Below are 14,937 nucleotides of genomic sequence, written 5' to 3' on the forward strand. Positions count from 1 at the left end.
ACTTGAGCAAACGAAATTGTTTTGTTTACAAATACGACAATTCTTCTGCTAATAGAAAGAAAAAGCGCTATTTACTACTCTAGCTATCTATTAAAAACCAGCGCAATCGCAATATTTGGTCAACCAAACAATATTCTATTTACAAATTTGGATGACTGATCAACCTGAAATCATCAAAATATGCCTTTGCATCATCTGCTGCCGCTCCAGCCGAAGTGACGGTAAACTCGTCAATACGGATATCGTCACCCAAATTAGATTGATATTGTGCGAATATGGTCACCGTGGTGTTGTTACCCGAATTAAACGAAACGCTATCGGGGCGAAAGCTATCTTCAGCTTCATCAGCCTCCGATAAATCTGCATACACGGAGTTTTTCGACGCTAAAACCGTAGATGAGGCAAATATGCCACCTTCTATTGCCGTTCCGGAGTGTGCTCCAAACAGCACTGTGGCATCTTGTTCATCACTCTCTTTTAACAATATATACATACCAATGGTGTAATCAGTATTCGGCTCTACTGTGATTGTTTGGGCGATGTATGGGTTGTAGGGATCACCACTATCGGTATCGTTATAAGTAAATTTGATAGATCCATCGGTGCTTGATGACGAATTACTAGAATCCTGAACCTGACCAATCCCGCTTCCTTCATTTACCACCCAGCCTGTTTGAGCATCATCGAAATTTGGATTTACCAAAGCAACATTTGATACCACGTTTTCGGAAAGTGCCGCCGTGATCGTGACTTCGCTCGCGTCACCGGATGCAAAACTTAGCATTTCAAAGCCATAAGCCGAGGATGATCTATCGATTGTAAATGTTTGATCGCCAAGGCTCGCACTTAAAGCACCGTCGCCGGCAATAAAGGCTGACAGAGTATAAAAACGCTCAGGTGATAACGCTATTGTTTGACTAAGCGAAGCATTTCCGCCCGTCACCACAGCACTCGCCCCTCGTGAAAACACTTCGTCACTAGCAGTCGTGACTGCCGCATTCACCGCAGTCCAAGCACTTAAATCGCCGCTATCAAAACTAGCATTATTGATGGTAAGCACTTTAATACTTGGCTCACTGGGAGTGACCTCATACGACAACGGGCCAACGAGCTCAGGACTAAGAACACCACGCAAAGCGGTTGCACTGAGTTCTTCTTCAAGGCTTTCATCCGCACCCGCAACACTCGCTGACGAGCGAGTTTGTCCGTCCATATCGAGTAATGGAAGGCTGAAAGCGCCCAAACCGGCAGTCATATCTGCGCTTAAGTCAGGGCTATTGTTTGATGGTCTGGCAAGATTATCATCACCTTTTTCAAGCGCAGGATCAGTAAATGTGAAACCAGATAAGCTGCTTAACGATGCGTTATCACTTAAACTTTCGCCATGCACTATATTGCCCGCAAAAACTGAGTCGTTTGGTAAGGTATCGGCGTTTCTGATCACGCTCCCAATAGCATCATCAACAATGTTATTCACAAAATATACGCTGTTAGGCCGAGTGCTTCTGCTGCCAGCATAAAGGTTCACACTATTGACACTATCGATAACCGTATTATTTGCCACTAATACATTCTCAACATCTTGATAACCGTTGCTAGTTGAACCGTCGGAGTTGCTAACTAATAGACCGCCATTGAAATTAGTACTTAAGTAGCGCGCCCCTTCAATGTAGTTGTTTACGACTTGATGATCAGCATCAACTATGCGGATACCGCCTGAAAAAGGGTTGCCATCACCAATTATGAAGTTATTGGCAATAGTTGCGCCTTCACCATGCCGATTGACGATTGAACCGCGACTGTTTCGTATGGTGTTGTGCCTTACGGTAACTTCACCCGCCTTAATCGAAATAACCTCGGCTTCACCATCAATCCCTTCGAAATAGTTGTGTTCAATTACAGCAAACGAATCGCTAGTATGAGTATTGCTGGATCCTACACGTATGCCTTCGTACTCGTTATCGCTACCCTCGGCGTAACCAAGGCCGTTTTTGGGAGGCCGGTCGCCAAAATAATTGTGATCGATTTGGGTTCTATCTTCTGTTCCAACAGTGCTACCTCTCTCAATAACGAATAAAGCACCGCGAGAAGATTTACCTGATACCCAGTTATGGTCGAAGCGATTATTACTACCATAGATTTGAAACCACTTGGAACTATCGTCACCTTCAGAGTCCATATTGATAAAGGTATTCTCTGTGATCCGACAGTTGTTACATGCGGTGTTGCCATTTGCTCTTGTTTGTAAAAGGCTACTACCAATATTTCCATCTCTAAACACAAAGCCTTGCAAGATGGCATAATCGCCAGTCATACCGATAAAAACCTCACCATCTATTATGACTTGGCCTGGAGTTTCAGCAGCAATCTTGATCGGAGCATCACTTGTGCCTGCGCCACCAAAGCTTAAATCCAAGCCAGTATATGAACCATTTGCTAAACACAGTGTTTCACCTGGTGTCATAGAGAAACTTACGGCATCTTCTAGCTGACTAGTTGAGTTAACAACGGTATCGCAGCTTACTTCTGGCACGCTGTCGTTACTGCCGATACTACCTTTGATTAATACCGACGATGAAACGCTCTGAACACCAGAAATCAGAATACTGATACTTGCTTCACTGCCATCACTTGAGAATATTTGTATGGTGTCGGTTAAGGTCTGTTCGGGGCTAGACAAGGCTACTACGTTGGCGTTATTTCTATCAAGTGTGTAAGTCCACACACCACTTTCAGTGATGCTAAAACTTCCGTAACTCGAATCTATGTTAGTTTGTGGGTCAATGAATGACTGACCATTATCAGGATCGGTTACGACAATATTGCCTGTTACCGCCGCGTCCTGCTGGTTAGAAATGCTCGCGCTATCTACGTTGGTCCCCGAGGAAAATGTCGCCGGTTCGTTTATGCCTTCAATTGTAATAGTGATGTTAGTACTGGTGCCATCGGCAGATCTTATGGGAATTGATTCACTGCTATCTTGACCTTCGCCTAGTGCTATCACAGCAGGTTCGTCGATATTCAGGATATAAGAATAGGCACCAGCGCTGTTAATTGAAAAAATACCAAAATTTGTACTCACATCATTTTGTGCATTAATCGTTGCTTCACCAGCGTCGGGATCACTTATGCTTATGCTGCCATTATGCTCTGCTTGGTTGGCGCTAATAGATAAGCTCAAATCGCCGCTAAAAGTAGCCGCCACATTGGTATCGGGCGGCTCAATATCTGGTATATCGCTGCCACTTGAATCTGAGCCGCCACAAGCACTTAGCGTAATAGCAAGGCTAGCAGCTAGTAATGTAGGTTGAAAATACCTGGTCGTCATGTGTGAATCCTTCCATTAGGTGAAAAAAAACCCGCTGACTTTCGCTCGCGGGTTTTGTACTTTCTCTTTCCAGTATTAATGCAACATCAAGCTGAATTAATACTTGAAGCTAAGACCTGCGAACAAACGAGGACCATAGTCACTTAACTGACCAAGGTTGCCTTGAACAAAGAAGTCATCGCTACGTGGTTCGCTGAACAAGTTTATTGCTTCAACTTTTACGCGGAAGTTTTTGTTAATCTTATAAGACGCACGCGCTTCCCATACACCAACATCATCTACGAAACGAAGACGAGAGCCGTCAGTTGTATAAGGCTGGAAGTAATCACTACGGTGCTTATAAATAACGGCCATGTCGAAATCGCCAATTTGGTAATAAACCTGACCACTGAACACGTGCTCAGATAAACCAGGAACATTACCTGCTGGAATAATGCCTTCAGTCAGTTGAGTTGTAATGCCATCTAAGCCGGTTACAAAAGTATCACCGTATAGGCTATCTTGGATTTCGAAGTCTGAATCAGCGTAGTTGTAGCCGAGCTTAACCCCAATACCGCTTTCCCAACGATAAGCAAGAGATGCTTCAAGACCATATAGATCCGCTGTATCTTCGTTAGTTACCTGTAAAGAGATTGGTAATACATAATCAACGCCATCAACGTTAAAGGTTTCTTCTACGATGTTGGTTTGAAAACCACCTGTGAACTGCTTGTAGTAAAGACCTACCGCAACAATCGAATCTTCATTAGGATACCATTCAACAGCAACGTCATAGTTCCAAGACATCAGTGGCAGTGAACTTGGGTTACCTGAACCACTTGCACCAGTTAACAGCTCTTCAACTGTTGAAACAGCGTCATCGCCATCAGACTCGATGCCACGGCTGAAACCTAAATCTGCAGGGTCAACACGAGACATACCGCGGAAAATACCGGCTCTAAGAAGTATATCTTCAGAATAATCAACTACTAGGTTAAAGCTAGGTAATACCTCTGTATAACTGCTACCAGACTCAATCTGAACAAGGTTAGTTAAGTCTTCTGCAAGCTCTAAACCACCTACTGCATCAGTTGTTACTGTGTACCCTGGTCTAAAACCAACTGCTGTGACCTCTGTATCAACCACACGCAAACCGAAGTTACCACGAATGAATTTACCAAATACTTCCGTATCGTATTCTGCCATTACATAAACAGCATTGGTTTGTTCAGTCACATCAATAGTACCCGATGACGCGTAAATACCCTCTGGGAAAGCAAACTCATCACCATTTGCAGCTGCAATTGCTTGTGAGAAACACACGTTGTCATACGTTGCCCACGAGCTGCCCGTGCCGCTTTCAACTACATTTCCGTCGCCATCAATATGAGTGATCAAGTTACCGTCAGAAACGTTACTTAGGAAGCCACTTTCAGGGAAAGCAATCTCACAAGCATTTAAGATATCAAGGGCCTCGCCGCCAGCAAGCTCAATCTGGTTTCTTGAACCATTGAACGAGTTTGGCATGTCACCACCAAGCTGTAAGAAGGTCATCTCTGAGCTTCGAACGCCACCTTTAATCGATGTGAAAACGTCATGCCCCAAGATGTAATCAAAATCTAACTTAGCGGATACTACTTCATGATCACGAATGTTTTCGCGGTCAAGTCTAGTACGCAAGCTATCAGTAAAGTTAGAGATGTCCGTTACATCAAAATCTGTCACGGTGAAGTGAGGAATATTCTCGCCTAACTCCCAAGAGAAGAATGGTCTTGATAAAGTTCTTCCGCGGTTAGAAATTTGAAGTTCTTCACGCTGGGTATTTGAATAAGAAATATCTGCGTTGATTGTGAGACTGTCATTAAAGTAGTGCTTAATATTCAAGCCACCACCACGATAGTTTTCTTCACGAGAGAACTGCTCGCCCGCAGATTCAATTCGTTCTTCACCAGCCCACTGCAAAATAGCGCCAACCTCATTGGTAACTAGGCTTTGACCTGTAACACCTGGAGTCGCTCTTTTCTGTAAAAAGATAAGGTCGTGGCGTGCTTCAGCTTGAGTACGGTCGGAGATCTGTGCATCTAGGTTAATGTCCCATGCTTCAGAAGGACGATATTGTACGCCGAAAAATATTGCTTCACGCTCGTCAGAAGTTTCATTCTGACGGAAGCTTCTGCTCGAACCAGTCCATGCATATGGCGTGTCCGCATCCACTGCTCTTCCAGTATTCGGGTCGATAGCAGTGTTATAACCTTGGTTATTAGCGCCAACTACTTGATCTTCACAATCGCCAGCACCGCTTCTGAAGAAACCAGTGTTAGTATTTGTTGGGTCATTTAAACATGCCCATAAGGAAGAACCTGACGGGCTTGAGCTTCTGTACTCTGCTTCTGGTTGGCTAATGTCTTGACGCTGGAAACCAACACTGAAGCCAAGTGCTTGGCCATTTTCAAACTCAAATTGGTCAACGTAACTGATCGTGCCGCGATAGCCTATATCGCTCTGCAACGAGTTCTCGATATTGCCTGCATCAGGGTTATAATTTAGTTTTACTTCACTTTGAAAGCGTTGTTTACCGAAGTCGAGAGGTTTCAATGTTTCAAGTGTAATAACACCCGCAACACCACCTTCAATCATTGAGGCATCTTGAGTTTTATAAATTGCCACTTTCTTCATCAATTCAGACGGGAACTGAGAGAAGTTGACAGAACGGTCGCCACTACCATTGGTTGCTTCGCGGCCATTGATGTGAGTAGCACTTAGGAATGGACCCAAACCACGGATCGTAATTTCTGTTGCACCACCGTTTTCGCGGTGAGAAGCGGCACCGGTAATTGACTCTAGTGCTTCACCTATTGAAAGCGCCGGTAGGTCACCAATGTCTTCCGCAGATAAACCGTCAACAACCGTAGTCGCTTCACGCTTTATGGCTATTTGGTCTTGTATCGTTTTGCGAGTTCCAACCACATCGATCACTTCAACAACGTTCTCTGCGTCATTTTGTTTTTCAGTTTGTGCTTCTTGTGCAGAAGCAGAGAATGCAAATGAACTAGCAACTGATGCTAAAACTGCAACTTTTACCCATTTGGCAACAGGGGAAAGCGTGAATTGCTCTTCCTGACTAATTGAGCCTGTTTGTTTCCCTGATATTAACGACATATCGAGTTCTCCGTGTTTTTTGCGAGCATGTGATTGCGAATCGCTTTGTTATGTTTATGTTACGCTTTTGTTATGAGCAATATACGCAAATAATACCAACACATCAACCAATTGTTAATAATTTTATTACCAATAAGGTTTACCAATAAATTATTAACGCTATTTTTACTTTTAGAATTTGTAACCGGGGTGGGTATTTTCGATGTGATAGAAAGTTGCTTGCACGTAGTCGCCCTCAGCACCACCGTTATTTTGATTATATACGCCAGCCTTGAAATAGTGATATTGGTTCCCAGCGCTATAGCCACTGTCTTTCATATCGTAATGCTTAGTAATATTTGGTTTACCAAGACGAATTAGGGTGACAAACAACACTTCGTTTTCAACACTTATCTTATAAGAAAACTTTTCATCTAAAGCTATCCCGTCCTCTGGGTCGGGCAAAGTGTGAGAGCGAGTCCCTATCATATTTATCCAAACGTCATCGCCTCCGTTAACCTCATGGGCAAAATAAATGGAGCCACGAACATTTCCAGGTAGTTTTCTGTAATACAAACGGATAGGCTCATCGTCGGTGGCATGAATTTGACCGATGATTACTCTACCAAGCATTTTTTCATCGCCTGTTGTTGATACTCGGTTAACAGCCAAGGTGCCTTCTAAACTGCCTTCCACGCCCCCGGCTTTGCGTTTGGCGGAACCATGCGCGCCGGCAAAAACCCAGTTATTTTTGGTAATACCACGGGTTTTAATGCGCGTATTTCCACGGCGCAACATTTCACGAAGTTCAGTTCTCGCATACTTAGTATTTTTTGAGGTTTTAGCACCCACATTCGGACAGGCAAAAACCAAGCCGCCATCGTCTGCAGTATAGAAGAAGGGTTTGAGTTCAAAGCCGTCGGAAAGCGGCTTCTCATAGATAGTGTCGGCCCTTTTGTCTTTGTTTATATCGGTTGGCAGAGTGAGTGACCAGTCGAGTAAATCAAAGTTCTCACCCGGTTTTTTATTCGGGTCGAGTTTGCTTAAATCACCTAGCAAAACCCCATCTGCAAGGCTCGCGTGCGACTCAGGCAAAGTGATATCAATAGATACGTCAGGCTGTTGGCTTTGAGCTTGCACGTTAGTCGCGCTTAATGCCGCTAAAACCATAAAGCTCACTAACGCTACTTTTTTATTTATGTTTATCACGCCTCTACCTCTTACTATTACACCCGACATATACAACTACCCAAATTAATAAAGAGTGCTACTGCTTGGCAGCACCCTGATCAACATAACCAGCCTTGGCAGGAACTGGCTCAATTTTAGGGCACAGAAGCCAAATACTGATCATTGCCAGAATAGCCAAGCAAGCACCAATGATGAACACAACAGTGTAATTACCATCAGCGGTTAAGAAAGGCACGGCGTAGATAAGTGCGCCGGCGGTTAACTTAGCGGCCATACCAGCAAATCCTGATAATGTACCCACTGTTTTACCACCATATAGATCGCTTGGTAAAGTCTGAACATTACCAATTGCCGTTTGAAAGCCAAATAGTATGGTCGCCATAATGATTACCGCAGCTACCTCTCCGCCAGGATTTGATAGCGCAAGTAAGGAAGGCAACATGATCAAGCACCCCAGAGAAATCACAAGTTTTCGCGTTTTATTTACCGACCAACCTGCTTTCAATCTATTTTGCGCGAGTAAACCTCCAAACCATGCGCCGAACATGGCACCGAGGTAAGGCACCCAACCATAGATCGCCAAGCCTTTCACGTCCATCTGATACACTTCTACTAAATAGGTAGGTATCCATACAATAAACAACCACCAAATAGGATCGATAGCAGCAGTTGCGATGATGACACCCCAGCTTTGTTTGTGAGATAGCAACTGCCCCGTTGATGGTGTGTACTCATTAGCTACGACACCAGACTCATCTTTCACTTCGTTTTTCTGGCCTGTGAGAATGTACTCTCGCTCTTCCTCGGTGATCCAAGGATGAGAACCCGGTGGCGATTTAACAACAATTAACCATGGAATCAGCCATAACAGCCCAGTGAGGCCGACCAAAACGAAAATCACTTTCCAACTGAAGAATAAAGCTAAATATGCAATTAACGGCACGGCAATAATGCCACCAATAGCAGCACCAGAGTTAAATATCCCTTGAGCCAACGCTCGCTCTCTGGTTGGAAACCATTCTGCATTGGCTTTGGCTGCACCTGGCCAGTTTCCAGCTTCAGACACACCTAAAATGGCTCTGAATAAGCTAAAGGTAAGAATGCCTTGAGCAAAAGCATGAAGCACGGTAGCAATTGACCAGATACCGATAGACAACACAAAACCAACACGAGTACCAATCCAATCAAATATCTTGCCAAAAATAGCTTGGCCAAATGCATAAGAAAAAAGGAAAACAACACTAATGATGCCGTATACTTCTTTTAGCTCCACATCGCTATAATCTGGGTATATCTCTTTTCCCATAAAAGGCCAAAGTACACTCAGTGATTGACGGTCGATGTAGTTAATTACGGTTGCGAGGGCAACTAGGGTTATCACCCACCAACGTAAGTTTCTCATTTTCATTGCTTTTCCTTTCTACTTCATTCCTGGATTTTTGCTTATTTAGTGCGAATTAACTCTGCGCGACCGTTAATTTGATGTGTTTCGCCTCCGAATGTAAATTCAGTTATGCTTGTATCGCTTTCTGCTTTTGGTGCCAGAGCAATAAGGTAGTTAACATCGCCTACAAAGCTCACTTTTATTAAGGTAATATCTTGCTTGTCAACCTTGTCACTCAGGTTGACTAATGCGCTTAACTGACTCCGGCTTTGGATAGTAAACTCTCGACTTCCGTTGTATTCACCATGCACCTCAAGTACGCTCAAAAACGCTAGCGAACTTTGGTCAGTCACCCTGTTGATTAGTGCTTGATTGGCGATGAGATTAAAGTTTGGATCGTTGGCACCAATTCTGGTCATTAATAGTTTTTGCTCACTTGGCGCTGACCCCTTATCGGTGGTTATTGCACTGCTGTAAGTATAAAAAGTATTATCTTTTAACCATGTCACTTTCGTTAGAGGAGTTTTTGATTGATCTATATCTGCGACTGCTTGCAGCCACAAATGCTGATAGCCATTAGTAGTTCCTAAAGGAGACTGAAGTGCGGTATTTGCTCGAAGTTCGGTGTTACTTTCAATAAACTGACCAATAAAATGTACAGGCAAGTCGTAGCGATGTTTACTGTCTGATTCCACGTCCATTAAATCGAGCACAAACACAAAACCTTCGCTTGTATTAAGTAAGGCTTGCGTTCGGGTGAAGATAACATCTTCATATGCCTCAGACATTGTGGCTGATGAAATTTGAATTTCATCATCAATTTCAGTAAATAACATTTTTGGGTGGTATTGATTCCCTACACTTGTTTTGCCATCAAAATGACTGGTTTCATCAACCACTAATGTATTGTGTGCGATGGTTTGTTTGGCATAGCTATTATTCTCAAACAAATAGTGTCCGCCGTATTTTGCCTCTACATTGAGGAAGCGGGCAGCACCGTAGTCATAAACAATTTCTTCGCCGTTGTTATAAAACATCCAATGGAGCTTATCGAAGTGACCATGCCCAAGGCCTTGAGATGTAGCCTTGAATACGAGAGCCTGATGCTCTTTAGCTTGATTAGCGCGCAACACAACCAGTGCGCCTTCATCCCCATTAACACCGTCGCCAAAAACAGTCGACTCAAAGGGATAGGCTTGTTGCAGAGAGTTATCGAGTGCTTCAGCTACTTGCAAACCGTCACCAGTGAGTAATATTTGCTGCTGCTTTTCAGCAATGCTGAGTAAACCCGATGCTTTGGTTTTGTTATAAGCAATGGCGACGCCGTGCACTAGCTCTATGGTGTCGATGCCTTTATCTTTGATTGCATCATTGATACCAAAAAACAAACCGTTGTAGCTTAGGTCAATAGTGGTCGTAATGGCTTTCAATAGAATTTGATCACGATGTTCAAATATCTTTCTATCAGGTTCATTTACATCAATTGCCTTCGCAAAAAGGACGAATGGCATGAGTGCATATCGTTGATAATAAGGGCCTTCGTTGTAGTAGCCTTGAGGCGAAAATAGCTCATCAAGTTGACGCATAAAGCCGCCTTTACCTGATTTATCCAAACCATAAAGCGACTTTTCAACCCACTCTGGCTTATCGAGAACATAACCCGCCATACCTACACCCGCGGTAGCCCATGTACCGTGGTTATGAATTTTGTTAAAAGTTTGCGGGGATTCATCAGACAAATATGTCGCCATGGGAATGAAAAGATTATTTTCTATTCTCTCGCGCTCACTGCTGCTTAAAGCCGATTTTATGGCATCATAACCTTGAATACTGTAAACCAGCCAAACAGCCTCATTGAGGCTTTGCCAAAACAGCTTACCCGGAGACTGTTCTTTTTGTTTGGGATGTAAGGGCAAAGTTGGATACATATCAGCGTATTCAAAAAGCATGTCTTTCACAAAGTCAGCATACTTTTTATCTTGAGTAAGCAAATATAGACGACCCGCATCGCGCATGGCAGCGTAATTTCGCTTATGCACTTCGTGGGTGTAACCACCACCTGCATCGGCGGGAAGCGGCACATTGATTTCCTGTTTTAAAAGGGTGTCGAGCTTGTCACGGCGTTTAATAAACTCGGCAGCAAAAGAACCCTCTGTTTTTACCGCTTCTTGCATGGCGGTAATTTGTGCATCAGTTTCTAATAAGTTATTCGCCAAAACCTGACTCGTGCAGAATGCACTAGCCAGTGACACACCAAGAAAACAGCCTAATATTTTGCTTTTACCTATTCTCATTTTGTTTGATTCCCCTTCACTAGAGCAGTAGATGGTCCTTTTGCAAAGGTTTCAGTAACTACTGGCATTGGTGTGGACGAGAATGTGTTATTGATAATTTTTGTGCGAGGCTCACCCACAGTGTGGTCGATAGTGACTACTTTACTTGATTCAAAGCTGTTATCGAGCAAGGCGCTTTGTTGAACACCTAATAAGAAAATAGATGACTTCGACTTATTACGTTTACCCGCCCCTACGTTTTCTAGCTTATTGTTCGAGAAAACAAAGTGTGGACCAAAAGTACTTTCGTCGGTGCCACCACGATAGATTTTAGCAACTGCGCCTTCAATGTTGCTAAAGCTAGAGTTTTCTATGGTTACGTATTCGGCATTGTATATTCCAAGGTCATCTTGTTCTTTGTCGAGGCGCAGGATGTCACCAGTGATATTAGTGAATGAGGAATTAATAATAGCGATATCGTCGGCTAGCGTTCTATAACCAGCATCGAAGAAATGCGCAGAGTGATTTACATTAAGATCGCTTACCTGAGTATCGACTACATGCAAACGATAATTGAATAAAGTCGGTAATTTTGTTGAACGAATTAATACATTCCCAGCATTATCGGGTGCCTTAGATCCCACTATGTTTAAGCCCTCAAGCTTTAAGCTACCCCCATCTTCAATTTCAAAAGTAAGAGAGCGCATTGGAAAAATGGTCACTGAACGCGGACTCTTAGCCTTTATAGTTACCACATTCTTAACTTGCAGTTGCTTGTTAAGATTATAGTCGCCTGGTGCAAGTACAAGGGTACTTCCCGCGGGTGCAGAAGCGATTTTTTCAATCAATTGTTCAGATGACGAAATCTCGATAGTATCGCCAGAATCAAATTCAACTTGTGCACCGGCTTTCGCATACCACTCTACTCCGGTCGTTGATTTGTCTATGGGATTTAACGTAGCGGCAGCACCGACACCGGCTTCTTGAGCCGAAGCGCTTTGCAATAGACCGTTATCACCGCGTTTGATGTCACTTTCTTCAACTGAAAAGCCAGCCTGAATAGCTTTGTGCGGTTCAAAATTGCTTATGTTGTTTGCAAACTCAATCCCCGAAACATCATCAAATATCTTAAAAGCATTATCACCATCAGCAATATAGTCGCTGGTGTTAAGCACTAAATTATTCGAGAAGCTACTGTTTATTGGAACGGCTGTGCGTTCGGCATCGCTACCTGCAGCAAAGTTGATGTTACTCACGTTGACGATAGTGTTGTTTTCGATCTTGGTATTCTTTACTTGGTGGTAACGATTTATTTTAGAGTTGGGCACACCGTTCAAAATAGTAAAACCACCACCGAATCGAATACCCGTAAGGCCTTCCATGTAATTATTGCGAATAGTTTGGTCGGCGTTGATTACACGTATTCCACCAGTGTGATGTTTACCATTACCAAAGAACACATTACCTTCAACTAAATTACCATTACCATGGCGAAGTGTTAGCGTTCCTCTGCTTTCAAAAAATACATTATTTAAAAACTTATTTTTACCCGATTTATTGGAGATGATTTCAACTTCACCATTACAGCGATCGAAATAGTTATTTTCAACAATTGTTAGAGAGTCGCTTAATGAATATTTGCTAGTACCAATACGTAAGGTTTCACCGCCATTTGAACCCAATATAGGACGTGGACCAAAATAGTTATGATCTATACGATGATTATTCTCCTGACTTTCCACTGAATTCAAACGCACTGCCATGGTCACGCCTGCGTTGTTCTTACCTTCTAAGTGGTTATGGTCGAAGCGATTATTTTTACCATATAGCACAACCCAATTATCTGAATTAAATTTATCGGGATTGCTAAAACCATCGATGACAACTTCGGTTACGCGTGAGTTGTTAGCTAGCTCACCTTCACTTGCTCGGAAAGAGATGACTTCACCCGTAGGACTGTAACCATCTTTAAACACTAAACCCTCAACGTACAGGTGCTCTCCAGCTAAACGCAAGTTTGATAAGCCGGTTATGATGACTTTGCCTTTGGTCTGAGCCTTGAGTGAAATAGGCGCGTCTTTTGTACCTATGCCTCTCAACAATATCTCAAAATTGCTCCACTCACCATCAGCCAATACAATCGTATCACCCGGGTTGAGAGAGGCTGCGGCCTTCTCGAATTCATCAATGTTGCTCACCAACTGACCGTCGATGTTTGCTGAGTCTTGCACTACCGACTGGCTCGCGGTATCTGCGGTATCTGCGGTATCCACATTTGACGACTGAGCGTTGTCTGGCCCGCCGCAGGCGGACAATAATGAAGAGAGAAGCACGGCTGCGCTAAGCGAAGATATACGACCTACAAATCTATTAACTGACATAAAACTGCCTCAATCCATTTGGTAAAAAAAAGAGCCCTTTGCTTTTCAACAAAGGGCTCCGGTTGGTCACTATGTATAGAGAACTACATAATTTACCTGTCACTGGTGAAATGCTAGCACGCAGTCTTAGCATGCTAACGTATTAGCCCAAGCCCCGCCTGTATTCGTGTTGGCTTCATTTGGGCTTAATTTCTAGTTACCTAATGTAACCAACTCAACAATATCTTGTCAACCATTTATTAACATTTAACATTACCAATAACCAATCTTTTGGTCTTACCAAAATTTATGTAATGAATACAATGAGCTTGAGTTAAAAGAGATTGGACGATTTATAAGCAGATACAAAAACGGGCCTCAAAGAGGCCCGAAAAGTTAGGACACAAATAATTAAATTTGTTTTACAACATCCGATAGGCGCACAACCACCCAACGAATTCTTTGAAACGGTAGCCTGTTATGAGAACAACAAACCGCCATTAATATCTACATTATTACCCGTCATGTACGACGCATCATCGCTTGCTAGGAAGCCAACTAGTTTCGCCACTTCTTCCGAAGTACCTTCACGTTTAATACAAGTTGCACCAGCGACGTTCGAGCGAACATTATCAGGGGTAAATGTGTCGTGGAAACCAGTCGCAATCATACCAGGGCAAACTGAGTTTACGCGAACATCAGGACCAAGCTCTTTTGCTAAGCCACGAGTAAAGGTTGCAATTGCGCCTTTAGATGTAGCGTAAGGAATTGCGCCACCGCCGCCACCATCTCGTGCAGCTTGTGATGCGAAAGTCACAATTGAACTACCAGGTTTAAGATGAGGAAGCACAGCCTGCGTCATCATAAACAAAGATGTTAGGTTGACGTCCATGACTTGTTTCCAGTGAGCAAGATCCATTTCAGAAATTTTCTTACGCTCAATAAGCCCGCCAGATACGTGCACTAAACAATCGATTCCACCAAACTCAGACAATGCTGTTGACACAGTTTCCGCTACGCCACTTTCGGTTGTAAGGTCTGCCTGAATAGCAAGTGCTTTACCGCCAGCACTTACAATTTTATCTACTGTTTCTTTAGCGGTGGTCGCACTAGCATGATATGTGATTAACACATTTGCACCTTTGGATGCTAATTCAACTGCACATGCAGCACCAATATCTCTACCGCCACCAGCTACAATAGCTACTTTACCTGTCATTGACATAACTTATCTCCGAAAAAACCGTGTTGCAGCTCTGCGTAAAAAATGGGTACATACTGCTG

Annotated in this window: 7 protein-coding genes; all 7 read right to left on the reverse strand. The window is 43.3% G+C overall.

Going from position 1 to position 14,937, the window contains the following annotated elements; translation table 11 throughout:
• Positions 1 to 139 precede the first annotated feature (139 nt).
• Positions 140 to 3,328, reverse strand: a complete 3,189-nt coding sequence (locus tag ISG33_RS12205; RefSeq protein ID WP_195733905.1) for a chondroitinase-B domain-containing protein — start codon at positions 3,326 to 3,328, stop codon at positions 140 to 142.
• Positions 3,329 to 3,424: 96 nt separating this feature from the next.
• The gene (locus ISG33_RS12210; RefSeq protein ID WP_195733906.1) at positions 3,425 to 6,466 is read right to left on the reverse strand and encodes a TonB-dependent receptor; all 3,042 of its coding nucleotides are present in this window, start codon (positions 6,464 to 6,466) and stop codon (positions 3,425 to 3,427) included.
• A 171-nt stretch (positions 6,467 to 6,637) separates the two neighbouring features.
• Entirely contained in the window at positions 6,638 to 7,684 is a 1,047-nt protein-coding gene (locus ISG33_RS12215; RefSeq protein WP_229333572.1) for a polysaccharide lyase family 7 protein, read from the reverse strand.
• A gap of 28 nt (positions 7,685 to 7,712) precedes the next feature.
• Complete coding sequence (locus ISG33_RS12220; protein WP_195733907.1) at positions 7,713 to 9,044, reverse strand: MFS transporter; 1,332 nt, start codon at positions 9,042 to 9,044, stop codon at positions 7,713 to 7,715.
• Positions 9,045 to 9,079: 35 nt separating this feature from the next.
• Positions 9,080 to 11,314, reverse strand: coding sequence for a heparinase II/III domain-containing protein (locus ISG33_RS12225; protein ID WP_195733908.1), 2,235 nt, complete (start codon positions 11,312 to 11,314; stop codon positions 9,080 to 9,082).
• Entirely contained in the window at positions 11,311 to 13,674 is a 2,364-nt protein-coding gene (locus tag ISG33_RS12230) for a polysaccharide lyase 6 family protein (RefSeq protein WP_195733909.1), read from the reverse strand. Before ISG33_RS12230 ends, ISG33_RS12225 begins: the two co-directional genes overlap by 4 nt.
• Before the next feature lie 457 nt (positions 13,675 to 14,131).
• Positions 14,132 to 14,872, reverse strand: coding sequence for an SDR family NAD(P)-dependent oxidoreductase (locus tag ISG33_RS12235; RefSeq protein WP_229333573.1), 741 nt, complete (start codon positions 14,870 to 14,872; stop codon positions 14,132 to 14,134).
• Positions 14,873 to 14,937: the final 65 nt, after the last annotated feature.

It is taken from the genome of Marinibium conchae (genome assembly GCF_015595035.1).
Lineage (GTDB): Bacteria > Pseudomonadota > Gammaproteobacteria > Enterobacterales > Alteromonadaceae > Glaciecola.

Bases quoted from the DNA above. Each gene is read 5' to 3' on its own strand.
- ISG33_RS12205 (WP_195733905.1), bottom strand. From the start codon at position 3,328: ATGACGACCAGGTATTTTCAACCTACATTACTAGCTGCTAGCCTTGCT.
- ISG33_RS12210 (WP_195733906.1), bottom strand. From the start codon at position 6,466: ATGTCGTTAATATCAGGGAAACAAACAGGCTCAATTAGTCAGGAAGAG.
- ISG33_RS12215 (WP_229333572.1), bottom strand. From the start codon at position 7,684: ATGTCGGGTGTAATAGTAAGAGGTAGAGGCGTGATAAACATAAATAAA.
- ISG33_RS12220 (WP_195733907.1), bottom strand. From the start codon at position 9,044: ATGAAAATGAGAAACTTACGTTGGTGGGTGATAACCCTAGTTGCCCTC.
- ISG33_RS12225 (WP_195733908.1), bottom strand. From the start codon at position 11,314: ATGAGAATAGGTAAAAGCAAAATATTAGGCTGTTTTCTTGGTGTGTCA.
- ISG33_RS12230 (WP_195733909.1), bottom strand. From the start codon at position 13,674: ATGTCAGTTAATAGATTTGTAGGTCGTATATCTTCGCTTAGCGCAGCC.
- ISG33_RS12235 (WP_229333573.1), bottom strand. From the start codon at position 14,872: ATGACAGGTAAAGTAGCTATTGTAGCTGGTGGCGGTAGAGATATTGGT.